The sequence below is a fragment of the Nisaea sp. genome (genome assembly GCF_017640745.1).
Lineage (GTDB): Bacteria > Pseudomonadota > Alphaproteobacteria > Thalassobaculales > Thalassobaculaceae > Nisaea.
This window is the reverse complement of record NZ_JAEPQA010000025.1, coordinates 1-26,765: the sequence shown is the minus strand read 5'-3', so window position 1 is coordinate 26,765 and position 26,765 is coordinate 1. Positions and strand designations below refer to the sequence as shown.

The following is a 26,765-nucleotide window of genomic DNA, read 5'->3' as shown; positions in this document are numbered from 1 at the left end:
GTCCTGGGCGCAACGGTTCTCCTTCTCGGGGGCTGTTCTTTCTCATCCGACGCTTTGTGGCCTAGCCTTTCAGGTGAAGATCCTGCCGCGGCGAATCAGACACCGACGCAGGTCGCAATTGCGCCTTCGGCGGGAGAGGCGTCCGGCCAGCCGATCATCGCCAGCGGGCAGCCGCCTGCGCTCAACACCACGAATTTCGAGGTGCAGCCGCCCCGTCCGGGCGCCGCGACGGGAACGTTCGTGGGCAACAAGGTGGTGCAGCTGCGGGACGATCTCCGGCGTCTGCAGGAGTCGATTCGCTCCCACAACGGGGACCTGCAGACCATCCGCCAGCGCACAATCGGCAACGCCCAGACCTACCACCAGTCGGTCGCCGGCATCCGCTCACGCCTTCAGGTCGGCACCACGCCCGGCAACCCGATGCTGGTCGCCGCATGGAACCAGTCCCAGGGGCTTCTGGAGCAGGTCAATGCCGATATCGGCGACATGAACGACCTGTCGAACCGGGTCGCTGCCGACGCCGCCCTTTCGACCTATCTGCTCGACGCCACCCGGGCCGCCTTCGGTCTGTCGGGCGCCGTGGATGAGGATCACCGCCAACTCGAAGTGCTGGAAGACGACGTCAACCGCACCGTCGTGCTGGTCGACCGCCTGCTGACCGAGCTCAGCGACGATATCCGCCGTCAGAGCCGTTATGTCGCGACCGAGCGCAACGATCTGAACACGCTCGCTCTGGCGATCAAGAACGGTGAGTTCTTCGGCACCAGCCTCGCCGCGCGGACCTACGGCATGGGCGGTGCGGAAGTGACCGCGACCCCGTCCCTGCAGGGACGCGGCCTGAGTGCGGCGCCGGGTTCCCGTCGTCCGCTGGTGGTCATCCGCTTCGACCGCAACAACGTGAATTACCAGCAGGCGCTCTACACCGCGGTCAGCCGCGCGCTCGAGCGCCGTCCGGATGCGTCCTTCGATCTCGTCGCGGTCACGCCGTCGGCCGGATCCTCGGCGCAGGTCGCGCTCGATACCAGCAAGGCCCGGAAGAATGCGCAGGACGTGCTCCGCGCGCTGACCGACATGGGGCTGCCGCCGAGCCGCGTCGCGCTTTCCGCGGTCACGGCTGCTGACGCCTCCAGCAACGAGGTTCGTCTCTTCGTCCGCTGACGGAAGCGATAGATTTACGGATCAAGGCGCCGTCGGTGAGACGGCGCCTTTTTCATGCGTGGGATTTGTCACGGCCTCGGCCGCAGGACTCATCCACCCTGAACCGTCGGTCGTAGGATAGTCAGACACTGACGGAAGGGAGCGGGATGATGCGCTCGATTTTGGCTCGGTTCCTCGTGCTGTTCGGACTTCTCCTTGCCGCTTTTCCGGCCGCGGCGCAGGAAGCCGAGATACGCTCCACAATCAGCCGGCAGCTGGATGCCTTCCAGCGCGACGACTGGCAGGAGGCCTTCACCTATGCGAGCCCCGTCCTGCGGCAGCTCTTCGGGACGCCCGAGCGTTTCCGGGACATGGTTCTTGGTGGCTACCGTACCGTCTACCGCCCGCAGCAGGTGAGCTTCCGCGAACTGGATCTTTCGGGACAGCGTCCGGTGCAGATCGTCTTCTTCATCGGCCCGGACGGGCTGGCCTATCTCGCCGCCTACGAGATGGAGCTGCAGGTGGATGGCTCCTGGCGCATCGCGGGCGTCCAGATGATCCGCGCCGCCGACAAGGCGGTCTAGCCTGCTGATTTCAGGCAGGCGCTGTCACAGAAACCCTATTGGGCGTTGCGGAAACCGGAGAGGCGCGCTATGTCGCCGGATCGTCAAGTGACCGCGATGGAAGCCAGCCATGTCGAGTGACAGTTTCAACAAGTCCTTTCCCGTCAGCTGGGAAGAGCTTCACCGCACTGCCAAGGCGCTGGCCTGGCGCCTGACCGAGGTCGGTCCGTTCGAGGGAATCGTCGCGATCACGCGCGGCGGGCTGGTTCCGGCGGCGGTTGTCGCCCGCGAACTGAACATCCGCATCATCGACACGGTGAGTGTGGCCTCCTACGGCGTCGGCGGCGACGACAAGGAGCGCGGCAAGATCAAGGTCATGAAGAACTGCGAGATCGCCGGCGACGGCACCGGCTGGCTGATCGTCGACGATCTGGTCGATACCGGCGAAACCGCGAAAGCGGTGCGCGCGATGCTGCCCAAGGCGCATTTCGCGACGGTCTATGCCAAGCCGGCGGGCCGCCCGCTGGTGGATACCTTCGTGACCGAGGTCAGCCAGGACACCTGGATTCATTTCCCCTGGGATCTGGAACCGCGCCCGGTCGAGCCGATTTCCTCGCTCCGGCGCTGACAGCCGGGCCTAGACCGCTTCCGCCAGATCGTCGAGCTGGTCGTTGTCGACGATCCTGATTCGCGACGCGCTTTCCACCGAGATCAGGCCCTTGCTCTTGAACTGGGTGATCGTCCGGCTAACCGTCTCCGTGGTCAGACCAAGATAATCGGCAATGTCGGTGCGCGTCATCGGCACGATCACCGGGTTTGCCGGGAGGTGCCGCTTCTCCTGCCGCTCGGCAAGGCCGCGCAGGAACGACGCCACTCTCTCGGCGGCTGACTTGCGGCCAAGCAGAACGATCTGTTCCTGCATCAGATAAAGTTCTTCGGTCGCCCGCGCGAACATTCGGCGCTCCAGCGTCGGAATCTCTTCCATGAGACGCTCGAGTTCCGTGCGCTGGAAGCGGCACATCGTCACCGGCGTGATGCTCTCCGCGCTGGCGCCATAATTGCCTCGAATCGAGACGCCTAGGAAATCGCCTGGAAACAGAAAACCGGTGACGGATCTGCGGCCGTCCGCGAGGAGCTTGTAAAGCCGTACTGCTCCGGCGGTCAGGGTATAGACGAAATCCGCAGGCTCGCCCTCGTCCACGACCGGATCGCCGGCCGCGAAATTTATCGACGTCATGATGCTGTTCAATCGCCGGACTTCGTCCAAGCGCAACGTCCCGCAGATCGCAAGATCGCGGATATCGCAGTCGTCGCAAGGCGATGGTGAGGCCGCCGCTGCTTTCATCTCTCCCGACACGTTTGCCATGGGGTGCTCCAGCCCGGGGCTGTTGAACCTGTTTCGCTCTTAGCCTGCTCGGCCTCGTTTAAGTGGCAGAGTAACGTGTCATGCACGCCGGTGGAAGCGACTCTCGTCACGCTGTCAGGCCGCGCGGGTCTGTGAGCGCGTGCGCTCCGTCACGGGGCAGGGCAATTCGAGATGAAAGACGCTCCCGGATCCCCCGGTTTTCTGGAGAAACAGAGCGCCGCCGTGGGCTAGCGCGATGTCGCGGGCGATCGCGAGGCCGAGGCCTGATCCGCCGCTGTGCCCGGAAAGCTGGAAGGGAAGAAACAGTTTTTCGCGTATCGGGTCTGGAATGCCCGGGCCATTGTCCCGGAAGCGGATCGTCAGCGTGTTGTCATTTTGCTCGAACCCGATCTGGAACACTGTCGCGCCGGCGCGAGCGGCGTTCGAGGCCAGATTGGCGAAGATGCGGTAGATCTGGTCCTGGTCGATCGTGAGGAGGGAATCGGGCACTTCGCCGACCTCGATGACAAGCTCTTCCTCGTCGAGAGCCGTCCTCAGTTCCGGCAGAATTCCGTCCAGCAGATCCTTCAAAGTCACGCGCTCGGTCATCAGCGGTACCGATTCCTGCGTGAAGTTCAGGGTATCGGAGCAGAGCTTCACCGCCCGGTCGATGGTCCGCAGGAAGGGCGGGACCGCTTTGCGCACGAACGGATCGGAGCTCTCCGCGAAACGGTCCGAGACCAGGGTCGCCGTGGCCAGCATGTTGCGCAGGTCGTGGTTGATCTTGTTGACCGCCATGCCGAGTGTGGCGAGCCGGGTCTTCTGGCGCAGGGCCCGGCGGACACCCTGTTTCATCCCCGCAAGCTCGCGGATCGCGATGCCGATCTCGTCCCGCCGGGAGGTCGGGGGAAGATCGGATGTCGGATCTTCCGGCCGTTGCCGGAAGGCGATCATGCTGGTGGTGATGCGTTGCATCGGCAGCACCATCATCCAGCGCAGCGAGAGGAAGACCAGAGCCGCGGTGAAGAGCGAGATCACCACGGAGAGCGTCAGGATGCGCCAGGAGAAATCGAGCATCTCCATCCGCATCGGCGCCTCGTCGATGATCATGGTGACGAAGATATCCGGATCCCGCGGCGACTGGCCGTGCAGCCGGATCACCCGGTCCCGGGTCTGGGCGAGGGTGGAAAAGGCGTTCAGGATGAGTTCGACGACGCCGATCTCCCTGAGATCGACGGCGATATCGACCTGTGGCACCTCCGGGCGGCGCAGCATCGGCATGAAGTTCGACTCGTCGTTGGCGACGACGCTGTAGGCGTCGACATGATCGAGGAGCTGGCGCGTCAGCATCTCCGTGATCATCCCGTCGGGCGCCGCCTTCACCGACAGGGCGGCGAGATGCCCTTCGGCGAGCTTCTCCTGCAGGTAGCTCAGCCGGTAGCGCGCGATGGAGGGCGTATAGATCAGGACTTCCGCCACCATCACGAAGAAGACTGTCAGGAGCAGCAGCCGGAAGGAAAGGCTGTTCGCAAAACTCAACATGCATATGCGTCCGTCGGCAGAACCCGATGGCCGAGTTTAGCCGAAGGAGGCGAGGAAGCGGACGATTTTGCGCATCCGCGGGCTGAACAGGGTTTCCGTGAAGAAGGATCCGGCGGCCCGCTTGCCGACTTCCGCCAAGGTCGGATAGGCGACGATCGAAGAGGCGATGGCGCCGATCTTGATCTTCTGGCTGATCGCGAGCCCCCAGCACTGGATCAGTTCACCGGCATTCCGGCCGACAATGGTCGCGCCGATCACTCGGCCGTTCTTCAGCACGATCAGCTTGATGAAACCCTCGGTCGCCCGCTCTGCCCGGGCGCGGTCGTTCTCCTGGTAGGTCCATTTCAGGACCCGGACCTTTTCTCCGTGCCTGTCGCGGGCCTCGGCTTCCAGCAGGCCGACATGGGCCAGTTCTGGGTCTGTGTAGGTGACCCTCGGAACGGCGCTCATGTCGGCCTTCGACGGCAGACGGAACAACGCGTTCCGGATCACCACGCTGGCATGGTAGCCGGCGACATGGGTGAATTGCAGGCCGCCCGCGGCATCCCCGATGGCATAGACCCGCCAGTTGCTGGTCTTCAGGCCGGCATCGACCCTGATCCCGGTGCGCGTGGTCTCGATGCCGGCGGCCTCGAGTCCCAGACCGTCGAGATTGGCGCGGCGCCCAGCCGCGACCAGAAGATGGGACCCTTCGATATATCGGATAGCGCCGCCGCTCTCGATGGAGAGCGAGATGCCACCGTCCTTGCCCGACGCTTCCTTGACCAGCGCGCCTTCGAGCAGGGTCACGCCGATCTCCTGCAGATGCGCGCGTATGAGGGCCGCCGCCTCCGGATCCTCGTTTCCGAGCAGCGTCGCCGCCTCGATCACGGTCACCTCGGAGCCGAGATTGCGATGCGCCTCCGCCAGCTCGCAGCCGATCGGCCCGCCGCCGATGATGAGGAGGTGCGCGGGGCGTTCGGTCAGGTCGAAGATGGTTTCGTTGGTCAGGTAAGGCGTCTCCACGAGACCCAAGACCGGTGGGATCGCCGCGGAGGAGCCGGTGGCGATGACGAAGCGGCGGGCGCGCACGCGGTAGCCTCCGCCGGTGACGGTGCGGCCGTCGGCGAACCTGGCGGCGGCCTCGATCACCTTTACGCCGAGCTTTTCGAAGCGCTCGACGGAATCGTGCGGCGCGATGCCCGCGATGACGTCGTGCACGTGGGCATGGACCCGGGCGAAATCGATTTCCGGCTCGGGAAGATTGACGCCGAAGCGGCCGGCAGCTCGCGCCGCGGCGGCGGCGTGTCCCGCCGCCAGAAGGGCCTTCGACGGCACGCAGCCGTAATTCAGGCAATCGCCGCCCATGCGCCCGCGTTCGAAGAGAACGACGCGCGCGCCCATCTGCACCGCTCCGGCCGCGACGGACAGACCGCCGGAGCCTCCGCCGATGACGCAGATATCGGTCTCGATGAGTTTTTCTTCCGTTCCCTGGGAAGGCGCGTCTGTCTTCATGTCTTTCGGCATCGTCCCTCGTCGCGGAAGCTGGGAATGACAGCGTAGTCCGTATCGCCTGATCCAAGACACCTATGTCGCCCGACGGTCGAGGCACAACCAGTCACCTTGACGTGAGCGGAAGCGGAGCGTTGGAGCCGGGTCGCGAAAGGGCGGCGGCGAAAAAGGTTGCGATGGCGGGCGCGTCCGGTGCAAATACGCGCGCCCGCGTTGACTCGGGCAGGGCAGTTCTATATACAGCCCCGCACTCGCGAGATTGCTATATTTACGTCGACGGAGAATTCCCGTGAAACGCACCTATCAGCCGAGCGTCCTCGTACGCAAGCGCCGTCATGGCTTCCGGTCCCGTATGGCGACCGTCGGTGGCCGTCATGTCATTCGCAACCGGCGCGCCAAGGGCCGCAAGCGTCTGTCCGCCTAAAATGCTGCAACCCGGCTTCGGCCGGGCGGCACGCATTCGGAAAGCGTTCTTGCCATGCGCAACCCGTCCTCCGGTACGTTGGAGCGCCTGCAAAAGCGCAGTGAATTCCTCAACATTGCCCGGACCGGGCGCAAGGCCGTGACCCAGGGACTGGTGCTTCAGGCCCGTGCGCTCGAGCACGGCCAAGAGGGCCTCCTCCGGGTGGGCTATACCGCCAGCCGAAAGGTCGGCGGTGCGGTCGAGAGAAACCGCGCAAGACGAAGGCTGAGAGCCGTGGTTCATGATGCCTTGAACACGATGGCCGCACCGGGACATGAATTTGTTCTGATCGCGCGCGCCAACACCCTCAGCAGATCGTATGACGGTCTCGTCGCTGACCTGAAGCGCGCCCTCTCCAAGGTGGGCGCCCTCAAGGAGGAGACACGGCCGTGACCCGTGTCGTTACAGCGCCTGTCGTCTGGCTGCTGAGCGGCCTGATCCACGTCTACAGGCTTTTCATCTCTCCCTTGCTGGGCACCAATTGCCGTTTCGAGCCGAGCTGTTCGCGCTACGGGCTGGACGCGATCCGCCGCCACGGGCCGTTTGCCGGTTCCTGGCTGACCCTGAAGCGGATTCTCCGTTGTCATCCCTGGGGCGGCTGTGGCTATGATCCGGTCCCCGAGCGGGGCGGGGTCGCTTCCCAAACACAACAAGAATGTCGGGCCGAATAATGAACGAGCAGAAGAATCTGATTGCCGCTGTCGTGCTTTCCGTGGCGATCCTGGTCGGCTTTCAGTTTTTCTACGAGGTTCCGAAGGCCGAAAAGGAAATGGCCCGGCAGGCGGAAATCGCCGCGTCGGATCCGGCGGCAAGCTCAACGGCTCCGAGCGCATCCTCGGTTCCCTCTGCCGTGCCCGGGCAGGGTGGCGTCGCTCCCGCCATCAGCGAAATGTCACCGGCCGACGCCGCAAAGGCCCGGCGCGACATCGCCGCCGAAGCCAACCGCGTGCGGATCGATGCGCCCGGCATGCGCGGCACGATCTCGCCGGTCGGTGCCCGGATCGACGATGCGGTCCTGACCCATTACCGCGAGACCCTCGACAGGAACAGCGACAACATCCACCTGCTGAAGCCGGTCGGCGCACCGAAATCCTACTATGCCGAGTTCGGCTGGGTGCCGGAGGCCGCGGGCACGAAAGTGCCTGACGCCAAGACCGTCTGGACCGCGGATAGCGCAGTGCTGAGCCCGAGCCAGCCGGTGACCTTCACCTGGGACAACGGCGAGGGCCTGGTCTTCGAGCGTACCTACGCGATCGACGACGACTATATGTTCACGGTGAAGCAGCGGGTACGGAATACGGGCGGCGCACCGGTCACCCTCTTCCCCTACGGCCTGCTCTCGCGCGGCGGCACGCCGGCGACGGCCGGATTCTATATCCTTCACGAAGGCCCTCTGGGCGTTTTCGACGAGACCCTGAAAGAGGTCGACTACGACGAGCTTCAGGAAGACGGCAAGGTCGAGGTCGCCGCCACCGGCGGCTGGATCGGGATCACCGACAAATACTGGCTCTCGGCCCTGGTTCCGCCGCAGGACGAGTCGGTGAAGTACCGTTTCACCCACACCATCCGCCAGCAGGACGACCGCTACCAGACCGACTATCTCGGCGCTGCCCGCGCGGTTCCGGCAGGCGGTGCGGCCGAAGCCGAGGTGCACCTCTTCGCGGGTGCCAAGGAAGTGAAGCTGCTCGACCGCTACGAGGCGAAATACGGCATCGCCAATTTCGATCTCGCCGTCGACTTCGGCTGGTTTTACTTCCTCACCAAGCCGTTCTTCTATGCGCTTTCCTGGATCAACGGGCTGGTCGGGAATTTCGGCATCGCCATCCTGATCTTCACGGTGGCGGTGAAGCTGGTGTTCTTCCCGCTCGCCAACAAGTCCTACAAGTCGATGGCGAAGATGCGCGAGCTGACGCCGAAGATGCAGACCCTGCGCGAGCAGTATGGTGACGACAAGCCGCGCCTGAATCAGGAGATGATGGCGCTCTACAAGAAGGAGAAGGTCAATCCGGCCTCCGGCTGTCTGCCGATCCTGATCCAGATCCCGGTCTTTTTCGCGCTCTACAAGGTGCTGTTCGTCTCGATCGAGATGCGTCACGCACCGTTCTACGGCTGGATCCACGATCTCTCGGCGCCGGATCCGACCACGCTTTTCAATCTGTTCGGCCTGATTCCCTGGACCCCGCCGGCCTTCATTCCGCTGATCGGTGTCTGGCCGATCCTCATGGGCCTGACGATGTATCTGCAGCAGAAGCTGAACCCGCAGCCGGCCGACCCGATACAGGCCAAGGTGTTCATGTTCCTGCCGCTCTTCTTCACCTTCCTGCTGGCCTCTTTCCCGGCCGGCCTGGTGATCTACTGGGCCTGGAACAACCTGCTCTCGATCGCCCAGCAGCGCCTCATCATGTGGCGCATGGGCGTGAAGTAGGAACGTGATGGAAGACGAACTGGACCCGGAAGCGCTGGAGGCCGGGCGCCTCCTCTTCGCGCAGGAATGCCGGTTCGTCTGGGGCGCGGCCCGGCTCGACCAGCTCCCGGACGCCGGATTGCCGGAGATCGCCTTCGCCGGACGCTCGAATGTCGGCAAGTCGAGCCTGGTCAACGCGCTGACCGGACGCAAGACGCTCGCCCGCACCTCCAACACGCCCGGCCGCACCCAGCAGCTCAATTTCTTCGACCTCGGCGGCCGGCTGATGATCGTCGACCTGCCCGGCTACGGCTACGCGAAGGTCTCCAAGAGCCAGGTTGCGGCCTGGAACCATGTGCTGCGGCATTACCTGAAAGGCAGCACCGTCCTGCAGCGGGTCCTGCTGCTGATCGACTCCCGGCACGGCCTCAAGGATACCGACCGCGAGATGATGGACATGCTCGATCAGGCCGCGGTGTCTTACCAGGTGGTCCTGACCAAGGTCGACAAGCCGAAAAAGGCCGAGCTGGAAAAGGTGATCGCCGATACCGAGGCGGAATTGCGTACCCATGTCGCGGCGCATCCTATTATCGTGCAAACGAGCGCCGAGAAGGGAACCGGTATTCCGGAATTGCGGGCGGCGCTGGCGGCACTGGCCGCGTCTTGAATAGGGGAGGATGATCATGACCGGACCGTCACTGACCGAGCTGCGCCAGACCTGGCTTTCCAAGGCTGATATCCTGACCGAGGCGCTGCCCTACATGCGCCGCTACAGCGGCAAGACGGTCGTGATCAAGTTCGGCGGCCATGCCATGGGCGACGAGGAGCTCTTCAAGTCCTTCGCGGCCGACATGGTGCTGCTGAAGCAGGTCGGCATGGACCCGATCGTGGTTCATGGCGGCGGTCCGCAGATCGGCAAGATGCTGGATCGCCTCAAGATCAAGAGCGAGTTCATCGACGGCCTGCGGGTGACCGATACCGCAACGGTCGAGATTGTCGAGATGGTGCTGGCGGGCTCTATCAACAAAGGCATCGTCGCCGCGATCAATGCCGCCGGCGGCCGCGCGGTCGGCATCTCCGGCAAGGACGGGAACCTCATCACCGCGCGCAAGGTCACGCGGACCAAGGTCGATCCCGACAGCAGCATCGAGAAGGTGCTCGACCTCGGCCTGGTCGGCGAGCCGGCGAGCGTCGATGTCGAGATCCTGAAGATTTTCTCCAGCGGCGGCCTGATCCCGGTTATCGCGCCGATCGGCCTCGGACCGGACGGCGAGACCTACAATATCAACGCCGATACCTCGGCCGGCGCGATTGCGGCGGCCTCCGACGCCGCCCGGTTCCTGCTGCTGACCGACGTCGCAGGCGTGCTCGACAAGGACGGCAAGCTGATCCCGGAACTGTCGGTCGAAGAGGCTCAGGCCCGCATCGAGGACGGCACCATTTCCGGCGGCATGATCCCGAAGATCGAGACCTGCATCGAGGCGATCAAGACCGGTGCCCGCGCCGCCGTCATCTTCGACGGACGCGTTCCGCATGCCTGTCTGGTGGAACTTTTCACCCCGCACGGCGTTGGTACGATCATACGCCGCTGAGTGAAGCGCTGCGTCCGGCGGGGAAACCCGTCGGCCGGCGCCAGCTTCCCGAAATCAAATTTGACGGGTGCGGCCGTACCGGGCCGCAACGCCGCCGGCATGCCTGAAATTCGGCCCGTTGCCCGGCTCTCGACGTGCAGGAGCCCTTTGCTCGAGGATTGTTGGTTAATTCGAGCGTTTAAAAACAAACCGGTTGTGTTTGCGTTTCGTAAATAAATTTATCGTAGGGTGAAGTAACGACGGGCTGTTTTTTATCTTTTCAGTACAGAGCCGGCGTTCGCTTGTGGTTTTTTTGGGAACCGGCGCTGTCCTCGGAAAGGGGGAAGGCATGATTGGGAAGTTGAAACACCTGACCAGGACGGCTGCGGCAATCGCCGCGTTCGTGACCGGCATGGCCTTTATCCCGGCATCCTCGCAGGCCACGCAGCCGCAGCTCTGCACCCAGCATGGCGAACTCGTGGCCCAGCTTGACGGGAAATATGGCGAGAAGGTTACCGCTTCGGGTTTCGACGGGGCCGGTAATTTCGTTCAGGTCTTCAGCTCGAAGAACGGCACCTGGACCATCGCGATCTCGGTTCCCGGCGGCCTGACCTGCGTCATCGCGGCCGGCGACGATTGGCAGGAAGAGAAGAAGCCCCTGCCGAAGGCCGAAGTCGCCTCCTGATCCCGCCGCGGTTACTGCCGCGCGCCGAACCGCGGCATCACTCCGTCTCGTCAGTCTCTTCGCTGACCAGTTCGATCTGCCACGACATCTGATCGTCGCTGAGGGGGAAGCCTCCGTCTTCGGTCGGCTTGAGCGCCTTTTCCGGCGGAATGTTCGCCAGCCGGAGCTGGAGCTGCACGGCGAATTCCATGCTGTATCCGGCCTTCCATACGAGGGCGACGACCGCTTTCGGGTTGATCGAGGACGCGAGCGAATGCACCGCGTCCTCGGGCAGGCCGGAGACGCATTCCAGAGCCGCGAGAACGAACGGGCGCTTGCCCTCGCTCACGGCGTCGCGCACCGCTTCTTCGGTCAGTGTCCCATTCTCGAACATCTTCTTGGCGCGGTCTCGCCCCGTCAGGATGACCTCGCCTTCCTCGGTCCCATCCGCGAGGCCCGGATTCTCTTCCAGACGACGTTCGAGTTCGCGCGCCAGTTGGGCCGAGGCCTCGGCGCCGAGATCCGCCCGTTTGCTTAGCTCGGCGACGAGGGCGTAACCGACGAACCGCGCCAGGCTGAGGGCGTGACGTCCGAGCAGCTTCGGCCGCGTGACCAGCGGACGGTGCAGGATCGGCCTGTCGGAGGCGTTCTCGATCAGCTCGTCCAGCGTCTCCTCACGGATCTGCGCGGATTTGTTGCCGAGCAGTTCGGCGATGGCGGCGTCGTCCTCGGCACCGATGACCGCGTCGGACACCGTCTCAGAAACGGCCTGGCGGCGGGAGATGGCGGCAATCGCGCCGGCCACGGGCTCGTTGCGGATGATCTCTACCAGAAGCTCGTCCGCGAGCAGCGGCGAATGTTCGAGGATCGGGCCGGAGACCGAAATCGTCGTATCCCGCGCCAGCACCTCGATGACCCGGCTGATCACTTCCGGCGGTGCATCGGGAAGATCCTTCACCGCGTCGGCCAGAACCGCCCGGACCCGGTCGACATGGTCGAGGGCGAGGGTCTCCAGCACCTCGACGGTCAGCTTGCGGATGCTCTCGCGGCGCTCCGAGCTCAGATTGGGTGCGATCGCAGCGACCTTGCGGGCGACGATGGAGCGGACATCCTCGCTCTCGTCCTTTGCCAGGAACTGATCGGCGTGACGCGGCGTCGCCGTGTTCGCGGCGACCGCCTCGCGAATCTCCCGATTGTCGTCCTCGGCAAGGAAGAACAGGATCTCCGGCGGGGTCAGGTGGTCTTCCGCCAGGCGCCGGCGTTCCGCCAGATTTGTGCTGGCGGCGATGTTCTTGGCCTGCTCGTACGCGGCCTTGTCCGCATCGCTCATGCGTCGCTTGGGCTTATCGGCCATTACTGCGGTCTCCGCTTGCGTCCGGGGCGGGAGCACCCGGGTCCGGGGCAAAGGTGTAGGCGTTCTTGCCGCCATGTTTGATTTCGTACATCGCTTCGTCCGCGCGGGCGATCAGGTTTTCCGCATTTTCCGACGGGATACCGCCGCCGGGCGCGATCCAGGCGATACCGATCGACATTCCGACCTTGCGGTTCTCGTCGACGGCATATTTGGCGAGGGTGCCGGCGGCCTCCAGAAGATGCTCGGCCTTCTCGCGCGCCTTGTCCCGGTCCGCGTTGTCGAACCAGACCACGAACTCGTCGCCGCCGAGCCGTGCCGGCATGTCGTTCTTGCCCGAGCATCCGTGCAGCATCGCGGCGACATCGAGCAGCACCTCGTCGCCCTTCTTGTGGCCCAGATTGTCGTTCACGAGCTTGAAGTTATCGAGGTCGACATAGACCAGCGCGCCGCCGGCTCCCTTTTTCCGGAGGCGGCCGTCGAGCCGCTCCTGGAAGGTACGGCGGTTGAGCAGTTTGGTCAGCGGGTCGGTGGTCGAAAGCAGTTCCAGATTCTCGTGCGATGCAACCTGCTCGATGGCGATGCCGATCTGGTTGGAGACCTCCTTCATGAGCGCGGCGTCGTCCTCGTTCCAGGCGCCGCCGGCATGGTCGCGCCAGAGCACCACCGCACCGTTGGTGCGCTGGTGATAGTCGGTCGGCACGGCGAGTATATGGGCGCCGTTCGGGTCTTTGATCACGGTCGGTGTCAGGCCCTCTGTCTCCGCGGCAAGCAGATCCCGGAGAAAGTCCTCCGGGGGATCGCCGAGTTCGGCGGCGACCGCCAGCTTGCCGGAGGCGTCGCGGCGGCAGATGACGCAGCCGTCGGAGGCGAGCGAGCGGGCGATCGCGCGGGCGGCGGAGGCCAGCATTGCCTTCGGGTCGAGTTCGTCGCGGATGGTGCGGACGATATAGGCCATCAGGCGTTCGCGGTTGCGCGCCTTTGCCAGTGCGGCATCGCGCCGCCGCGCCTCGGTGACGTCGCGGCAGACCCCGCGCGCGCCGAGCCATTCGCCATCCTCGGTATGGAGCGGGGCGGCGGACGCCTCCAGCTCGGCGATCGATCCGTCGGCGCGGCGGAAGCGGAACTCGATGCCGGTCGAGGGTTCCTTCGCGCTGAAGGGGGTGACGATCTGTATCCCGTCCAGCTTGCTGACGAAATCGTCGGCGACGTGCCCGACCAGCTCGTCCGGCTCGTAGCCGAGCGCGCCCGCCGTCGAGACGAAGACGAACTTTCCGCTGGCGTCGGTCTCCCAGGCGAAATCGCTGGAGATCTCGACCAGGTCCTTGTAGCGCTGGCGCGATTCGACCAGGGCGTTGCGGAGATTCTGATCGAGCGAGATGTCACGGCCGAAGAGCAGGACATGCTGCCCGCCATCGACCGGCAAGGCAGTGATATCGGTTGTCCGTCCGGCTTCCTCGTCGAGGATCTTCATGTTCTGCGGCCGGCCGCCGCTCGACAGGGTCGCGCTGACCAGAGCGGTGATCGAAAGCGCCGTGCCGGACATGATCCCGTGCACCAGCGACATCGCCGCCGGATTGGCTCCGACAACTTTCTTCTCGGGGTCCACCAGGATCACCGGGCCCGGATAGTCAAACAGCGGAGCGCCGTTTTCCAGCAGCTTCAGGAGCCTATCTGCGTCGCGTTCCGCCAAGTCGGCCAGATCCTCTTCGAGCAGCGAATGATGGTCGCTCTCAAGCCCAGTCACATTGATTTCCCCCACCGGTCCCTTTTCCGTCCTGCGCCTCTGTGAAGACCGCCGGGAGGCTTGCCCGCGCAGGCCGGAATGGTCACTTTAGGGCGATGAAAGATAACAATCTCCTAAAAGACAAGCGAATGCTGGACCCGAACGCGGTCGAGACCTGGATCTTCGACCTCGACAACACGCTCTATCCCGCAGGGAGCAATATCTTTGCGCGGGTTTCCAAACGCATCACCGTGTATGTCCAAGACCGTTTTTCTCTCGACGAGGAGGCGGCGCGCGCGCTGCAGAAGGACCTGTTCCGGCGCCACGGCACGACGCTGCGGGGCCTGATGGTGGAGCATGGCGTCGACGGGGAGGAATATCTCCATTTCGTTCACGACATCGATGTCTCGGACATCGATCCGAACCACGCTCTTGCCGAGGCGATCGGGCGGCTGCCGGGGCGCAAGATCATCTACACCAACGGCTCGGTCCCGCATGCCCGCCGGATCATGGGGCGGATCGGCGTCGAGCATCATTTCGAGGACGTGTTCGACATCGTCGCGGCGGATTACGTGCCGAAACCCAACCCCGATCCCTACGATATCCTTGTCTCGCGCCATGGCATCGACCCCAGGCGCGCCGTCATGGTCGAGGACATGGCCCGCAACCTCGAGCCCGCCGCCGCGCTCGGCATGACCACGGTCTGGCTCTCTGGCACGCTCGACTGGGCGAAGGAGGGGGCCGAGGAGGCTTACGTCCATCATGTCACCGAGGACCTGACACAGTGGCTGAACGGACTGTCCGGAGCGTCCGCCGACTGAATCAGGCGTCGTCCCCGTCCGTACGCAAACGCTCCAGGCGGCGCACGGTGAGAGCTGCCATCATGGCGATGGTCGCCGAACCCAGCATGACCAGCAGCAGGGCGTAGCGTGCGTTGTCTTCGGTTAGGACCGCACTGGCGACAGAGGCCATGGTTGCACCGCCGGCCACCGTGATGGCGCTTGCCAGTCCGGCCGCGCTGCCGGTCAGCTTCGGGCGGACCGAGATGGCGCCCGCATTCGCGCTCGGGATGGTGAGGCCGTTGGAAACGCCGACCAGCATGCAGGGGCCGAGCAGGGCCATCAGATGGTCGATCCCGAGCGCGTATAGAGCGAGCCCGAGGAGCAGGCCTGCGCAGGCGAGCGTCCGTCCCGCGAGCATCATGGTGGTGAGCCGGACCCGTCCGGCGAAGCGGCCGGAGAGAAAGCTGCCGAACATGAAGCCGCCGGTGATCGAGCCCATGGAGAGGCCGAGCGCCGCCGGCGACAGGTCGAACGCTGCGCCCGCCGCAAGCGGCGCCCCGGCGAGGAAGGCGAAGAAGGCGCCGACCGAGAAGGCCATGCAGAGCGCGTAGGCCCAGAAACGCTTCGAGGCGAAGAGATCTGGATAGGCCCGGAACTGCGTCGCGATGGAGGGTGACGGGGTGAGGTTGGTCTCCCGCAGATCGAACCAGCAGAGAGCGAAGACCGCGATGCCGTAGGCTTCGAGAAACCAGAAGCTGGCGCGCCAGCCGAAGGCCTGGTCAAGCAGGCCCCCGAGGCTCGGCCCGAGCATCGGCGCGACCGCCCAGGCCATGGAGACGAAGCCGATCCGGCTCGCCGCCTCTTCCCGGCTCGTCGTATCCCGGATAACAGCCAGTGCTACGGCATAGGTCGGGGCGATCACCGCCTGCAGCATGCGGCAGGCGAGGAAGCTCCAGACATCCGGTGCGAAGATGCATCCCGCGGTGGCGGCAAGGAAGAGGACGAGGCCGGAAAGGATCACCGGCCGCCGTCCGAACCTGTCGGAGAGGGGGCCGAGCACGACCTGCAGGACGGCGGAGGTTCCGGCATAGGCCGCCAGCGACAGGCCGATGATGCCGTAGTCGACACCGAACTCCTCGGCCATGTTGTTGAGCGACGGCAGGAAGATGTTGATGGGCAGGATGCAGAGCGCGGAGAGCAGGATCAGCGTGGAGAGACGCGGTCCGGGAGGGAGCTGTGGCATGGCGTTTTGCGGCTTCGGCTGGAGAAGGAAAATCGACCACGAAAAAGGCCCCTTCCGGGGCCTTGCTTACCGCGCATGGGTGCTCTCGCCGGGCAGCTAGGCTACCATTCCCATGCGCATTCCTACGACCGTGAGTGCCTCGATGCGGATCATGATGAAATTGCTAGACGGGAAAGCGGCCGGGGTCAATGTCGCCTGTCGCGGCAATGAGTTCCGCGGTAGCGGCATCCAAACCGCAGCATTGTGCGAAAAAAGCACCGTCGCGCAGATTGACAGCTCCGAGCCGCTTGCCCATGTTGCGCGTCGATTTTCCGATATGTGCGACGGGGTATGAGGCAATGAGCGCGAGCCAACTCGAATCTGTGATCAACGCGGCCTGGGACGACCGGGACAATGTCGGTCTGAACACCAAGGGCGAGATCCGCGAGGCGGTCGAGGAAGCGCTCGCCGGCCTCGACAACGGCACCATCCGGACCGCCGAGCCGCTCGGAAATCACAAATGGCAGGTGAACGAGTGGGCGAAAAAGGCTGTTCTGCTCTCCTTCCGCCTCAATGACATGGAGATCATCCCTGGCGGTCCGACCGATCCGGAACTCGGCCCGTCCGTCTGGTGGGACAAGGTGCCGTCCAAGTTCGCCGGCTGGGGCGCCAACCGGTTCCGCGAGGCCGGCTTCCGCGCCGTGCCGAACTGCGTCGTCCGCCGATCCGCCTTCATCGCCAAGGGCGTCGTCCTGATGCCGAGCTTCGTCAATCTCGGCGCCTATGTGGACCAGGGCTCCATGGTGGATACCTGGGCGACGGTCGGCTCCTGCGCGCAGATCGGCAAGAACGTGCATCTCTCCGGCGGCGTCGGCATCGGCGGCGTGCTGGAGCCGCTTCAGGCTTCCCCGGTCATCATCGAGGACAACTGCTTCATCGGCGCCCGCTCCGAGGTGGTTGAGGGCGTGATCGTCGAGGAGGGCTCGGTGCTCTCCATGGGCGTCTTCATCTCCGCTACGACCAAGATCATCGACCGCAGCACCGGTGAGATCTTCATCGGCCGCGTGCCGTCCTATTCCGTCGTCGTGCCGGGCTCGCTGCCGGGCAAGCCGCTGCCGGACGGCACCCCGGGCCCGAGCCTCTCCTGCGCGGTGATCGTGAAGCGTGTCGATGCGCAGACCCGCTCCAAGACCTCGATCAACGACCTGCTGCGGGACTGAAGTGGGTAAAGAGATCGATCCGGTCCGGCTGACGCAGGACCTCGTCCGCTGCGAGAGCGTGACCCCCGCCGAGGGCGGCGCGCTCGCGCTGCTCGAGAAGGAACTGACGGCGCTTGGCTTCACCTGCAGGCGCCTCACCTTCACGGCCGAGGGCACGCCGGACGTCGAAAATCTCTATGCCCGCATCGGGACTGAGGCGCCGAACCTCTGCTTTGCCGGCCATACCGATGTGGTGCCGCCGGGCAATGCTGCGGACTGGGCGCTGCCGCCCTTCTCCGGCGAGATCAGGGACGGCAGGCTCTACGGGCGCGGCAGTTCCGACATGAAATCCGGCGTTGCCTGCTTCGCGGCGGCGGCGGCGCGCTTCGTCGAAAAGCGCGGCTCGGAGTTCGGCGGCTCGATCTCCTTCCTGATCACCGGTGACGAGGAAGGCCCGGCGATCAACGGCACCGTCAAGGTGCTCGACTGGATGGCGGAGCAAGGCGAGACGATCGATGCCTGCATCGTCGGCGAGCCGACCAATCCGGAATTCCTCGGCCAGATGATGAAGATCGGCCGGCGCGGCAGCTTCACCGGCTATCTCACGGTCCACGGTACCCAGGGCCACAGCGCCTATCCGCATCTCGCCGATAATCCGATCCATCGCCTCGTGAAGATGCTGGAGCCGCTGACGGCGGGCGTGCTGGACGAGGGCACGGAGCATTTCCAGCCCTCCACGGTGGCCGTCGTGACGGTCGATACCGGCAACCCGGCAACCAACGTGATCCCGGCGAAGACCTCGGCGACCTTCAACGCGCGCTTCAACGACCTGCACACGGCGGAGAGCCTCGAGGCGAAGTTCCGCCAGATTTTCGACGCGGTCGGCGGGCGCTACGATTTCAAGGTCGAGTGCACCTCGAACGCCTTCGTGACCGAACCGGGACCGCTGAGCGACGCGGTCGCGGCGGCGGTCAAAGAGGTGACGGGCAAGGACCCGGAGCTCAGCACCTCCGGCGGCACGTCCGATGCGCGCTTCATCCGGAAGTTCTGCCCGGTGGTCGAGTTCGGCATCGTCGGCCAGACCATGCACAAGACCGACGAGCATGTGACGGTCACGGATATCGAGGCGCTGACCGAGATCTACGAGACGGCACTTGGGAAGTTCTTCGACGCGGCAAAGGGTTAGACCCGATGATCCCGGGCGTGAGCGAGATCGTCCGCGCGCTCTATGGCTGCTGGTGCCTCGCCCTCAACCGGCCGGGTGCCATCGAGTTGTTCGACCGCAGCGAGGCAGGGTTCTGGCGTTCCTTCTTCGCCGCGGTGCTGGCGCTGCCGGGCATTCTTATCTCCGAGGTCGCGCATGGCCGGGCGGACTGGCTCGCGGGCGATTTCTTCGACTGGATCAGCTTCGCCCTGCGCTACGCGGTTTATTGGCTCGCTTTTCCCTGTGTCGCGGTGCTGATCGCGGAGAAGATCGGGGCGCTCGGGAAGATCCTCGACTTTCTCGTGCCCTATAACTGGCTCTCGCTTCCCTTCGTCTACATCACCTGCCTTTTCTACCTGCTCGGCTCGGGTGACGGCGCCATGTCGGCGGCCTTCGAGACGCTCAGCATCGTGCCGTGGCTGCTGGTGGTTCTGCTGCGCTGGCGCTGGGCAAGGGATCTGCTCGGCGTCTCGGGCCTGATGGCGGCCGGGTTCGTGCTCGCGGACGAAATGGTCTCGCTGCTCGCCTATCTCCTGCTGGAGAGCATCGCCGTCATGAGCTGACGGCTCAGTAACCGACCGAAACCAGATAGAGCCCGTCCGGCGGTGCCGTCGGTCCGCCCGCGGCCCGGTCCTTCGCCGCCAGGGCCTTCTCCACATCCTTCCGAGTCCATTTTCCCCCTCCGACCAGCTTCAGCGTGCCGGTGATGTTGCGGATCTGGTGATGCAGAAAGGAGCGGGCATGCGCGTTGATGTGGATTTCCTCGCCCACGCGCGAGACGGTGAGGGCATCGAGCGTCTTTACCGGCGACTGCGCCTGGCAGTGCTTCGCCCGGAAGGTGGTGAAGTCATGGTTGCCGAGCAGGGCCTCTGCCGCCTCGTGCATGGCATCGGCGTCGAGTGTCTGCGGGACGTGCCAGACGCGGCCGCGATCGAGTGCCGGCGGGGCCGGGCGGTTGAGGATGCGGTAGAGATAGGACCGCCGGGTGGCGGAAAAGCGGGCATGGAACTCCGGATCCGCCTCCGCGGTATGGCGGATCACGATGGGGGCCGGCTTCAGGTGGAAATTCACTGCCTTCATCACCGTCGCGGCATCGAAGCGATCGGTTTCGAGATCGAAATGCGCGACCTGCGCCAAGGCGTGCACGCCGGCGTCGGTCCGTCCTGCCCCGACGACCTCGACAGACTCGCCGGAGAAGGCCTTTACGGCCTCCTCGAGCGCCTGCTGGATTGACGGACCGTTCGCCTGGCGCTGCCAGCCGGAGAAGTCTCCGCCGTCATATTCGATCGTGATCCTGAAGCGGGGCATGGGCTCAGCCGAGCTTCGTGCCGGGTGTCAGTCCGTCATAGCCGCGCAGCAGGTCGGCGGCATCCATCGGCGCCTTGCCGGGCCGCTGCAGGCGGGTGATGCGCAGCGCGTCCTCGGCGCAGGAGACGGTCAGCTCTTCATCAAGCACGGTCCCCGGATCGTTGGAGAGCGGGCCGAGCTTCAGCACCTCGCCCGCGAAGACCTTGAAACGCTCGCCGCCGAGCTCGAACCAGGCGCCAGGCCAGGGGGCGAGGGCGCGGATCGTGCGCTCCAGCTCCTCCGCGCTTTTCGACCAGTCGAGATGTCCGGTCTCCCGGGTCAGCTTCTCCGCATAGGTGACCCCGTCCTCCGGCTGCGGGGTCGCCTCGACATAGCCGCCGGCAATCGCCGCCAGCGCCGGCAGGATCAGTTTGGCGCCGACGGCGGAGAGCGTGTCGTGCAGGCTCTCGCCGGTGGTCTCCTCCGTGATCGGCACGCGCTCGGCCATCAGCATGTCGCCGGTATCGAGACCTTCGTCCATCGCCATGATGGTGACGCCGGTCTCGCTGTCGCCGGCGAGGATGGCGCGCTGGATCGGTGCCGCGCCGCGCCAGCGCGGCAGCAGCGAGGCATGGACGTTGATGCAGCCGAGCCGCGGCGCCTCGAGGATCTCCGTCGGCAGGATCAGCCCGTAGGCGACGACCACGGCGGCGTCGAGCTTAAGCTGGCGGAACCGTGCCTGTTCCTCTTCGTTGCGCAGCGAGGTCGGGGTGAAGACCGGGATGCCGTGACGCTCCGCCGCCTCGTGCACCGGCGACTTGCGCTCCTTCTTGCCGCGCCCGGCGGGACGGGGCGGCTGGCTGTAGACGGCGGCGATCTCGTGTCCGGCGGCGACCAGCGCCTCCAGTACCGGCACGGAGAAGTCCGGCGTGCCCATGAAGGCAAGGCGGAGGGGGTCGTAGGGTGTGATGACGGTCTGGGCGGACCCGGACATTGGAGGGGTTCCGATCGGATCTAGGCCGCTTCGTCTTCGGCGCGCTGTTTCTTCGCCTTGGTCATCTTCCTCAGGATCATGTTCCGCTTAAGGGCGGAGAGATGATCGATGAAGAGGACGCCGTCGATATGGTCGATCTCATGCTGCAGGCAGGTGGCGAGCAGGCCGTCCGCCTCGATCTCCTGCGCGGCGCCGGTCTCGTCGAGATATTTGACCCGGACCGCGGCCGGGCGCGTCACGTCGGCATAGTGTCCGGGGAGCGAAAGGCAGCCCTCCTCGTAGGTGCTTTCCTCGTCGGAGGACCAGACGATCTCCGGATTGACGATCTTGAGCGGCTGCGGCTCCTCGTCCTTGCCGGCGACATCGATGACGATGAGGCGCTTGGTGAGGCCGATCTGCGGCGCCGCCAGGCCGATGCCGGGCGCGTCGTACATGGTCTCCAGCATGTCATCGAGGATCTGCCGGATCTCGTCGTCGATTGTCTCGACCGGAGTGCATTTGGTCTTCAGGACCTTGTCCGGCGCCCAGACGATGTCGCGCTTGCTCATACGGGTGTTTCGGTTTTGTTGCCAGCCGCCCCTGAGTTAGGGGATCGCCCTCCCAAGGTCAAGTTTGGCGGCGCCTTCCGGAGGCGCGTACGCCGCGCAGGGCGTGGTAGGATGAGTGATTCGGAAGAAGCGGATCGGATGTGGAAACGGGCATGGATAGTCTGACCCTGGTGCTGGCGGCGGTTGCCGCCCTCGCGGTTCTGGTCGCGGTGGTGGCTCTGCTGCGGGGACGCGGCGGCGACGACCGGATCTCCATGGTGCTGGAGGAGGCGGCACGGCGTCAGGCGGAACAGGCGGAGCGCGCCGCCGCGGCGCAGGCCGAGCTTGCCGGCCGGGTGACCCAGCTCTCGGAGAACCATGCCGCGGCGCAGGCGAAGATCGCCGAGTTGATGCAGCTTCAGGAGCGCGAGGTCGCCAAGCGGCTCGACGAGCGGCTGGCCGACGTGACCCGCAAGGTTGGCGAGAGCCTGGAGAAATCCAGCACCAAGGCGCAGACCTCGCTCTCCGAGCTGCAGCAGCGTCTGGCGGTGATCGACGCGGCGCAGAAGAACATCACCGAGCTCTCGACCCAGGTGGTCGGGCTGCAGGACATCCTCTCCAACAAGCAGGCGCGCGGCGCCTTCGGGGAGATCCAGCTGAACGATCTTGTCAGCTCGATCCTGCCGCCGAACGCCTACCGCTTCCAGGCCCAGGTCGGTGAGAACCGGCGCGTCGACTGCCTGATCGACCTGCCGAACCCGCCGGGCTCGATCGCGATCGACGCGAAGTTCCCGCTGGAGAGCTATCACGCGCTGACCAACGCCTCGAACGATGCCGAGCGCGAGGTTGCGCGCAAGCAGATGGCGGCGGCGATCCTGAAGCATGTGAAGGACATCGCGGCGCGCTACATCGTGCCGGGCGAGACGGCGGAATCGGCGCTGATGTTCCTGCCGTCGGAAGCGATCTATGCCGAACTGCACGCCAACCTGCCGCATGTCGTCGAGCAGTCCTGGAAGGAGCGGGTCTGGATCGTCTCGCCGACCACTTTGATGGCGACCCTGAACACGGTCCGCGCGGTGCTGAAGGACGCCCGGATGCGCGAGCAGGCGCATGTGATCCAGAAGGAAGTCCGGACCATGCTGGTCGATGTCGGGCGGCTGGACGACCGGGTCGGCAAGCTCGAGACCCATTTCAATCAGGCGGAGAAGGATATCCGCGATATCCGCACCTCGACGAACAAGATCACCCGTCGCGGCGAGCGGATCGAGGAGATCGAGGTCGGGACCATCGAGGGCTCGGGCGATGCGGCGGCCGACTTGCTGGGCACTACCGAACGCCTGCCGCTTGAAAGCTGAGCCGTGGCCGACCGGGACCTGCTGCGGACGACGCTCGACCTGCCGGTATTCACCGAGAGGCTCTGCCTGAGGGCCTACCGAGCGGACGATCTGGAGAACGTCTTCCGGCTGCGCTCAAACCCCGAGGTGGTCGCGATGCTCTATGGCGATCCGATGACCCGGGAGGAGGCGCCGGAAGCGCTCGCGCGTTACTTGACGCCGCCTGTTCTGGAAGCGGACGGGGACGAGCTCAAGATCGCGGTCGAGCGGCGCGAGGACGGCGCCTATCTCGGAAACCTGAAGCTGCAGCTGCTCAGCCGGGAGCATCTGCAGGGCGAGATCGGCTACGTGTTCGATCCGCGTCATCAGGGGCGGGGCTATGCGCTGGAGGCGGCGCGGAAGGCGCTGGAACTCGGCTTCGGCCATTTCGGCATGCACCGGATCAGCGCCCATTGCGACGTGCGCAACACCGGCTCCTGGAGGCTCATGGAGAAGCTCGGCATGCGGCGCGAGGCGCATTACCGGGAGAAGGAGTTCTTCAAGGGTGCCTGGGCGGAGGATTTCGTCTACGCGATCTTGGCGCGCGAGTGGGCGAGTCCCGAGGACTCGCCCGCTCGGGTTCGGCCCGCCTAGCTGCCGTTTCTGACCTTGTCGAGGAAGGTCGTGACCTCGCGGTCGAGCGACTGGGCCTGCGCGGCGACCCCCTTGGCGGCGGAAAGCACCTCGTCGGCCGTGCTGCCGGCCTCCCCGGCGACGCTCATCATGCCGTTCATGGTCTCGCTCACCTGGTTGGTGCTCTGCGCCGCCTCGGACGAGGAGCGCGCGATCTCGTCCGTCGACGCGCCCTGTTCTTCCACCGCGCTGGAAACCGCGATCATCTTCTCGGTCATGTCGCCGATGAGCGTGCCGATCTCCCGGATCGCCTCAACGGCCTGGTTGGTGTTGGCCTGAACCGCATTGATCTGCGCCGAGATCTCCTCGGTCGCCTTCGCCGTCTGGGTCGCGAGGTTCTTCACCTCCGAGGCGACCACCGCGAAGCCCTTGCCGGCATCGCCGGCCCGTGCAGCCTCGATCGTAGCATTCAGGGCCAGGAGATTGGTCTGCTCCGCGATGTCGTTGATGAGACTGACGACCTCGCCGATCTTCTGTGATTCCTCATCGAGGCTGGCGACGATGCGGTCCGTGTTCTGCGCCTTCTCTGCGGCCTGTTGTGCCACCCGGGAGGTCTCGGAGATATTCGCGCTGATCTCCTGCACCGACGCGGCGAGCTCCTCGGCCGCGGCAGCCACCGTATTGACGTTGCTCGAGGTTGCTTCCGCGACCGTGCGCACGCCGGTGGACTCGCTCTTCACCTGCTCGGAGGCGCTCACCATGGTCTCCGAACTTCTTTCCATCGCCGCCGCGGACTGGCCGACCTGATCGACGATGGCCTTCACCGACTGCTCGAACGTATCGGCGAGGTTCAGCATCGCCAGGCGCCGCTCTTCGGCGGAGCGGGCTTCGGCGCGCTGCTGTTCGTCGCGCAGGCGTCCGACCTCGCGGCCGTTGTCGCGGAACACTTCCACGGTCCGCGCCATGGCGGAAATCTCGTCCGAGCCCGAAGTGTCGACTTCCGTTTCCAGATCGCCGTCGGCGATCTCTGCCATCGTCCGCTGCAGGCCGTTCACCCGGCGCACCACCTGGCGCGAGACCAGCAGCCAGCCGATCAGGAAGCTGAGCACGACGCTCGCACCGCAGACCGCGAACATGAAGTATTTGCTGTTGGTCACCGTCTTGCGGGCCGACTGCTCGCTCACCGTCGCCGCGGCTTCCGCCTGCGAGACCAGCTCGTGGACCTTGCCGGACATGGCCGCGACCGCCGCCCGGCTCTTCGCCAGGGCCTCCTGCGAGGCCGCTTCGGTCTCGAGAAGCCGGGTGCGCAGGTTGAAGATGGAATTGTCGCCGAGACCGAAGCCGACCAGCAGATTGCCGCTTTCGAGCGTCAGCGGATCGAGCTTGTTCTCGAAGCTGCCGAGCGCGCTCAGCAGGCCGTTGTTCGAGAGGATGAACTCGCTGGAGATCTGGCCGACCGCCAGGGTGTCCGGGGCGCCGGCCGCGGCGTTCAGCAGTCCGGCGATATGATTGGCCTTTGCGACGAGTTCGAGAGCGTCGCGGATGACGGTAACGTCCTCGTGGATCAGCTTGGAGATCGCGTCCTTGATATTGTCGACGAGGCCGGTCCCGCCGGCGGTGAGCCGCGCGGTCGCCTCTTCGATCACCGGATCGATCGAGCTCTGGAAGGTTGCCGTCAGCTCGGCGACTTCCGTATCGATGTCGGCGCGCCGCTGCGGGTCCCCGTTTCCGCCGAGTTCCGCCTTGCGCAGATCGAACACCGATTTGGAGCCCTTGCCGAAGAACAGCAGCTTGAGGCCGATCTGCCGGAGGTCGTAGGCGGCGTCGCTCTCGTCCAGCATGTTCACGGCATCGTGGATCTGGCTCGCGACGCCCTTGAACCGGGTTTCCAGTGCATCGACATCGGGCTCTGTCCCCGCTGTCGCCGCCAGAGCGACGATCGACAGCATCTCATGTCCGAGCGCGGCCGTCCTGAGGCCGGACTCGAGCTGCACCAGCTCCTGGGTCAGGAGGTTCTCGACGGCGTCGCCGGAAAAACTGATCGCGGTCTCTCCGCGCTGGCGCAGGGTATCGCTGGCCTGCCTGACGAGCGGCAGGGCGCCGGAGACGAAGAGCCGCTGCTCCTTGCGGAGATTGGCTGTCGTGGTGTCGAGCGCCGTGCGCAGTTCGTCGCGCTGGCCGATCGTTGCCTGGAGTTCGGCGAGCGCGCTTTCGATCTCACCGATCAGTGCGGACAGGCCTGCCCGGCCCTCCTCGTCGAGCGACGGCATCTGCTGCAGACGGTTGCGGATGTCGGAAAGTCCGGCCTCCATGTCGGTCTGGATCGTGTCGCGTTCCTCCTGGTTCGCGGCGCTGACCAGCGCCGGCGCTGTCGCGGCGATGTTGGCGCTCGCATTCGCGAGCGCCATCGAGTTCTTGATCGCCGGGATGGATCGGCCGGTGAACTGGTCGAGGGCCTGCTGCAGGGTGGTGAAGGCGAGGATCGAGATGATGGCGGCGCTCAGCGTGATGAGGGTGATGCCGCCAAGCGCAAGATAAAGCTTGCCGCCGACACCGACGCTGCGCCGTGACCGGGTGCGGGCTTCTTCCGCCTGTTCGGTTTCCGCGTCGTCCGGAATGAGATTTACGTCGTCAGACTCCAGTGACTGGTCCACGGCTTGAGATCCCCCTGCATGCTTTGCCCTCTCCAAGAAAGGATTGGTGTAGAAGGCGTCCCCGAAACGGCGCTGGGGCACTCGCATTGTGCGGTGCAAAATAGCGCGTCAAGGTCACTTTGACGCCACCGGATAGGTGAGATCAAGTTCGAAAAGTGCATTGTAAATATTAACTTATTTCCTTGTTTTATGGTTAATTTTTAGATGGATTTGCCGATTAGTTAATAAAACCGTATTTGAAAAATGGATTATCTATTGGGATCAATGATTTCGCACCGCAAAAAGAACGGGCGGACTATCGCAGCCCGCCCGTTCACAAGGGTAGCATCAAGCTTGGCGCCCTGATCGATCAGGTTCCGCTTCTGACCTTGTTGAGGAAGGTCGCGACCTCCCGGTCCAGAGATTGCGCCTGCGTGGCGACGCTCTTGGCCGCGGAGAGGACCTGGTCGGCGGTGGTCCCCGCCTCCCCGGCGACGCTCATCATGCCGTCCATGGTCGAGCTCACCTGGTTGGTGCTTTGTGCGGCTTCCGAGGTGCTGCGCGCGATCTCGTCGGTGGAGGCGCCCTGTTCCTCGACCGCGCTGGAGATCGCCATCATCTTTTCGGTCATATCTCCGATCAGCGTACCGATCTCGCGGATCGCGTCGACCGCCTGATTGGTGTTCGCCTGTACGGCGTCGATCTGCGCGGAGA

At 65.0% G+C, this 26,765-nt stretch carries 28 protein-coding genes and 1 pseudogene; 17 read left to right on the top strand and 12 right to left on the bottom strand.

The features are described 5' to 3' along the window. Positions 1-95 precede the first annotated feature (95 nt). Positions 96-248 (bottom strand): hypothetical protein, encoded by a 153-nt coding sequence (locus JJ959_RS16535; RefSeq protein ID WP_292885994.1) that lies wholly within the window; start codon positions 246-248, stop codon positions 96-98. On the opposite strand from JJ959_RS16535, the gene JJ959_RS16530 reads away from it, so the two are divergent. From JJ959_RS16530 to gpt, 3 genes are all read left to right on the top strand, one after another. Beyond that, a complete protein-coding gene (locus JJ959_RS16530; RefSeq protein WP_292885991.1) occupies positions 241-1,158 on the top strand; it encodes a hypothetical protein in 918 nt (305 codons plus the stop codon). The genes JJ959_RS16535 and JJ959_RS16530 overlap by 8 nt on opposite strands. A 149-nt stretch (positions 1,159-1,307) precedes the next feature. Beyond that, positions 1,308-1,721 carry a DUF4864 domain-containing protein gene (locus JJ959_RS16525; protein WP_292885988.1) on the top strand — a complete coding sequence of 138 codons (414 nt, stop codon included), beginning with the start codon at positions 1,308-1,310 and terminating at the stop codon, positions 1,719-1,721. A gap of 109 nt (positions 1,722-1,830) precedes the next feature. Continuing rightward, positions 1,831-2,328 (top strand): xanthine phosphoribosyltransferase, encoded by a 498-nt coding sequence (gene gpt / locus JJ959_RS16520; RefSeq protein WP_193184522.1) that lies wholly within the window; start codon positions 1,831-1,833, stop codon positions 2,326-2,328. Between the two features lie 9 nt (positions 2,329-2,337). Here gpt and JJ959_RS16515 read toward each other — a convergent pair whose 3' ends face one another. The 3 genes from JJ959_RS16515 to JJ959_RS16505 form a co-directional block, all read right to left on the bottom strand. Continuing rightward, positions 2,338-2,937: a helix-turn-helix domain-containing protein gene (locus tag JJ959_RS16515; RefSeq protein WP_292885985.1), complete on the bottom strand. Its 600-nt coding sequence runs from the start codon at positions 2,935-2,937 to the stop codon at positions 2,338-2,340. 243 nt (positions 2,938-3,180) lie between these two features. Beyond that, entirely contained in the window at positions 3,181-4,587 is a 1,407-nt protein-coding gene (locus JJ959_RS16510; protein ID WP_292885982.1) for a HAMP domain-containing sensor histidine kinase, read from the bottom strand. A 36-nt stretch (positions 4,588-4,623) separates the two neighbouring features. Beyond that, positions 4,624-6,093, bottom strand: coding sequence for an FAD-dependent oxidoreductase (locus JJ959_RS16505; protein ID WP_292885979.1), 1,470 nt, complete (start codon positions 6,091-6,093; stop codon positions 4,624-4,626). Between the two features lie 274 nt (positions 6,094-6,367). Between JJ959_RS16505 and rpmH the strand changes: the two genes are divergently transcribed. The 7 genes from rpmH to JJ959_RS16470 all read left to right on the top strand — a co-directional run bounded on the left by rpmH (position 6,368) and on the right by JJ959_RS16470 (position 11,201). Next, positions 6,368-6,502, top strand: coding sequence for a 50S ribosomal protein L34 (rpmH, locus tag JJ959_RS16500; RefSeq protein WP_193184514.1), 135 nt, complete (start codon positions 6,368-6,370; stop codon positions 6,500-6,502). A gap of 54 nt (positions 6,503-6,556) precedes the next feature. Continuing rightward, positions 6,557-6,934, top strand: coding sequence for a ribonuclease P protein component (gene rnpA, locus JJ959_RS16495; protein ID WP_193184512.1), 378 nt, complete (start codon positions 6,557-6,559; stop codon positions 6,932-6,934). Continuing rightward, positions 6,931-7,212, top strand: coding sequence for a membrane protein insertion efficiency factor YidD (yidD, locus tag JJ959_RS16490; RefSeq protein WP_292885975.1), 282 nt, complete (start codon positions 6,931-6,933; stop codon positions 7,210-7,212). The genes rnpA and yidD overlap by 4 nt, the downstream gene beginning before the upstream one ends. Further along, positions 7,212-8,966 (top strand): membrane protein insertase YidC, encoded by a 1,755-nt coding sequence (gene yidC, locus JJ959_RS16485; protein ID WP_292885972.1) that lies wholly within the window; start codon positions 7,212-7,214, stop codon positions 8,964-8,966. The genes yidD and yidC overlap by 1 nt, the downstream gene beginning before the upstream one ends. A 7-nt stretch (positions 8,967-8,973) precedes the next feature. Further along, entirely contained in the window at positions 8,974-9,612 is a 639-nt protein-coding gene (gene yihA, locus JJ959_RS16480) for a ribosome biogenesis GTP-binding protein YihA/YsxC (protein WP_292885969.1), read from the top strand. A 16-nt stretch (positions 9,613-9,628) separates the two neighbouring features. Further along, a complete protein-coding gene (argB, locus tag JJ959_RS16475) occupies positions 9,629-10,537 on the top strand; it encodes an acetylglutamate kinase (RefSeq protein WP_226893569.1) in 909 nt (302 codons plus the stop codon). Between the two features lie 328 nt (positions 10,538-10,865). Continuing rightward, on the top strand, positions 10,866-11,201 hold the full coding sequence (locus JJ959_RS16470) for a hypothetical protein (protein ID WP_292885964.1): 336 nt from the start codon (positions 10,866-10,868) through the stop codon (positions 11,199-11,201). Between the two features lie 37 nt (positions 11,202-11,238). Here JJ959_RS16470 and JJ959_RS16465 read toward each other — a convergent pair whose 3' ends face one another. Both JJ959_RS16465 and JJ959_RS16460 read right to left on the bottom strand, forming a co-directional pair. Further along, entirely contained in the window at positions 11,239-12,534 is a 1,296-nt protein-coding gene (locus JJ959_RS16465) for a DUF2336 domain-containing protein (RefSeq protein ID WP_292885961.1), read from the bottom strand. Then, positions 12,524-14,278, bottom strand: coding sequence for a diguanylate cyclase (locus JJ959_RS16460; RefSeq protein ID WP_292885958.1), 1,755 nt, complete (start codon positions 14,276-14,278; stop codon positions 12,524-12,526). The genes JJ959_RS16465 and JJ959_RS16460 overlap by 11 nt, the downstream gene beginning before the upstream one ends. Positions 14,279-14,406: 128 nt before the next feature. Between JJ959_RS16460 and JJ959_RS16455 the strand changes: the two genes are divergently transcribed. Further along, positions 14,407-15,078 (top strand): pyrimidine 5'-nucleotidase, encoded by a 672-nt coding sequence (locus JJ959_RS16455; RefSeq protein ID WP_292885955.1) that lies wholly within the window; start codon positions 14,407-14,409, stop codon positions 15,076-15,078. 1 nt (position 15,079) lies between these two features. On the opposite strand, the gene JJ959_RS16450 is transcribed toward JJ959_RS16455, so the two are convergent. Beyond that, positions 15,080-16,282, bottom strand: coding sequence for a multidrug effflux MFS transporter (locus JJ959_RS16450; protein ID WP_292885952.1), 1,203 nt, complete (start codon positions 16,280-16,282; stop codon positions 15,080-15,082). A 142-nt stretch (positions 16,283-16,424) separates the two neighbouring features. On the opposite strand from JJ959_RS16450, the gene JJ959_RS16445 reads away from it, so the two are divergent. From JJ959_RS16445 to JJ959_RS16430, 4 genes are read left to right on the top strand one after another with little or no spacing between them, the layout of a single operon-like run. Then, positions 16,425-16,616 carry a hypothetical protein gene (locus tag JJ959_RS16445; RefSeq protein ID WP_292885949.1) on the top strand — a complete coding sequence of 64 codons (192 nt, stop codon included), beginning with the start codon at positions 16,425-16,427 and terminating at the stop codon, positions 16,614-16,616. Between the two features lie 4 nt (positions 16,617-16,620). Continuing rightward, the gene (gene dapD, locus JJ959_RS16440; protein ID WP_292885946.1) at positions 16,621-17,481 is read left to right on the top strand and encodes a 2,3,4,5-tetrahydropyridine-2,6-dicarboxylate N-succinyltransferase; all 861 of its coding nucleotides are present in this window, start codon (positions 16,621-16,623) and stop codon (positions 17,479-17,481) included. A 1-nt stretch (position 17,482) separates the two neighbouring features. Continuing rightward, the gene (gene dapE, locus JJ959_RS16435; RefSeq protein ID WP_292885943.1) at positions 17,483-18,646 is read left to right on the top strand and encodes a succinyl-diaminopimelate desuccinylase; all 1,164 of its coding nucleotides are present in this window, start codon (positions 17,483-17,485) and stop codon (positions 18,644-18,646) included. A 17-nt stretch (positions 18,647-18,663) separates the two neighbouring features. Then, positions 18,664-19,227 carry a hypothetical protein gene (locus JJ959_RS16430; RefSeq protein ID WP_292885940.1) on the top strand — a complete coding sequence of 188 codons (564 nt, stop codon included), beginning with the start codon at positions 18,664-18,666 and terminating at the stop codon, positions 19,225-19,227. A gap of 4 nt (positions 19,228-19,231) precedes the next feature. Here the strand turns inward: JJ959_RS16430 and truA are convergent, their stop codons facing one another. From truA to def, 3 genes are read right to left on the bottom strand one after another with little or no spacing between them, the layout of a single operon-like run. Further along, complete coding sequence (gene truA, locus JJ959_RS16425; protein WP_292885937.1) at positions 19,232-19,972, bottom strand: tRNA pseudouridine(38-40) synthase TruA; 741 nt, start codon at positions 19,970-19,972, stop codon at positions 19,232-19,234. Between the two features lie 4 nt (positions 19,973-19,976). Further along, positions 19,977-20,945 carry a methionyl-tRNA formyltransferase gene (gene fmt, locus JJ959_RS16420; RefSeq protein WP_292885934.1) on the bottom strand — a complete coding sequence of 323 codons (969 nt, stop codon included), beginning with the start codon at positions 20,943-20,945 and terminating at the stop codon, positions 19,977-19,979. A gap of 20 nt (positions 20,946-20,965) precedes the next feature. Then, on the bottom strand, positions 20,966-21,493 hold the full coding sequence (gene def / locus JJ959_RS16415; RefSeq protein WP_292885931.1) for a peptide deformylase: 528 nt from the start codon (positions 21,491-21,493) through the stop codon (positions 20,966-20,968). Between the two features lie 152 nt (positions 21,494-21,645). On the opposite strand from def, the gene rmuC reads away from it, so the two are divergent. After that, positions 21,646-22,827 (top strand): DNA recombination protein RmuC, encoded by a 1,182-nt coding sequence (rmuC, locus tag JJ959_RS16410; RefSeq protein ID WP_292885928.1) that lies wholly within the window; start codon positions 21,646-21,648, stop codon positions 22,825-22,827. A 3-nt stretch (positions 22,828-22,830) separates the two neighbouring features. Further along, the gene (locus JJ959_RS16405) at positions 22,831-23,439 is read left to right on the top strand and encodes a GNAT family N-acetyltransferase (RefSeq protein ID WP_292885925.1); all 609 of its coding nucleotides are present in this window, start codon (positions 22,831-22,833) and stop codon (positions 23,437-23,439) included. Here JJ959_RS16405 and JJ959_RS16400 read toward each other — a convergent pair. Beyond that, positions 23,436-26,072, bottom strand: coding sequence for a methyl-accepting chemotaxis protein (locus tag JJ959_RS16400; protein ID WP_292885923.1), 2,637 nt, complete (start codon positions 26,070-26,072; stop codon positions 23,436-23,438). The genes JJ959_RS16405 and JJ959_RS16400 overlap by 4 nt on opposite strands. Before the next feature lie 349 nt (positions 26,073-26,421). Further along, positions 26,422-26,765 (bottom strand): annotated as a pseudogene (locus JJ959_RS16395) (methyl-accepting chemotaxis protein); the annotation flags it as partial.

What these genes read in the sequence shown, in the direction of transcription:
- JJ959_RS16525 (WP_292885988.1), top strand. Translation starts at nt 1,308, where the DNA reads ATGCGCTCGATTTTGGCTCGGTTCCTCGTGCTGTTCGGACTTCTCCTT.
- gpt (WP_193184522.1), top strand. Translation starts at nt 1,831, where the DNA reads ATGTCGAGTGACAGTTTCAACAAGTCCTTTCCCGTCAGCTGGGAAGAG.
- JJ959_RS16515 (WP_292885985.1), bottom strand. Translation starts at nt 2,937, where the DNA reads ATGACGTCGATAAATTTCGCGGCCGGCGATCCGGTCGTGGACGAGGGC.
- JJ959_RS16510 (WP_292885982.1), bottom strand. Translation starts at nt 4,587, where the DNA reads ATGTTGAGTTTTGCGAACAGCCTTTCCTTCCGGCTGCTGCTCCTGACA.
- JJ959_RS16505 (WP_292885979.1), bottom strand. Translation starts at nt 6,093, where the DNA reads ATGCCGAAAGACATGAAGACAGACGCGCCTTCCCAGGGAACGGAAGAA.
- rnpA (WP_193184512.1), top strand. Translation starts at nt 6,557, where the DNA reads ATGCGCAACCCGTCCTCCGGTACGTTGGAGCGCCTGCAAAAGCGCAGT.
- yidC (WP_292885972.1), top strand. Translation starts at nt 7,212, where the DNA reads ATGAACGAGCAGAAGAATCTGATTGCCGCTGTCGTGCTTTCCGTGGCG.
- yihA (WP_292885969.1), top strand. Translation starts at nt 8,974, where the DNA reads ATGGAAGACGAACTGGACCCGGAAGCGCTGGAGGCCGGGCGCCTCCTC.
- argB (WP_226893569.1), top strand. Translation starts at nt 9,629, where the DNA reads ATGACCGGACCGTCACTGACCGAGCTGCGCCAGACCTGGCTTTCCAAG.
- JJ959_RS16470 (WP_292885964.1), top strand. Translation starts at nt 10,866, where the DNA reads ATGATTGGGAAGTTGAAACACCTGACCAGGACGGCTGCGGCAATCGCC.
- JJ959_RS16465 (WP_292885961.1), bottom strand. Translation starts at nt 12,534, where the DNA reads ATGGCCGATAAGCCCAAGCGACGCATGAGCGATGCGGACAAGGCCGCG.
- JJ959_RS16455 (WP_292885955.1), top strand. Translation starts at nt 14,407, where the DNA reads ATGCTGGACCCGAACGCGGTCGAGACCTGGATCTTCGACCTCGACAAC.
- JJ959_RS16450 (WP_292885952.1), bottom strand. Translation starts at nt 16,282, where the DNA reads ATGCCACAGCTCCCTCCCGGACCGCGTCTCTCCACGCTGATCCTGCTC.
- JJ959_RS16445 (WP_292885949.1), top strand. Translation starts at nt 16,425, where the DNA reads ATGCGGATCATGATGAAATTGCTAGACGGGAAAGCGGCCGGGGTCAAT.
- dapD (WP_292885946.1), top strand. Translation starts at nt 16,621, where the DNA reads ATGAGCGCGAGCCAACTCGAATCTGTGATCAACGCGGCCTGGGACGAC.
- truA (WP_292885937.1), bottom strand. Translation starts at nt 19,972, where the DNA reads ATGCCCCGCTTCAGGATCACGATCGAATATGACGGCGGAGACTTCTCC.
- fmt (WP_292885934.1), bottom strand. Translation starts at nt 20,945, where the DNA reads ATGTCCGGGTCCGCCCAGACCGTCATCACACCCTACGACCCCCTCCGC.
- def (WP_292885931.1), bottom strand. Translation starts at nt 21,493, where the DNA reads ATGAGCAAGCGCGACATCGTCTGGGCGCCGGACAAGGTCCTGAAGACC.
- rmuC (WP_292885928.1), top strand. Translation starts at nt 21,646, where the DNA reads ATGGATAGTCTGACCCTGGTGCTGGCGGCGGTTGCCGCCCTCGCGGTT.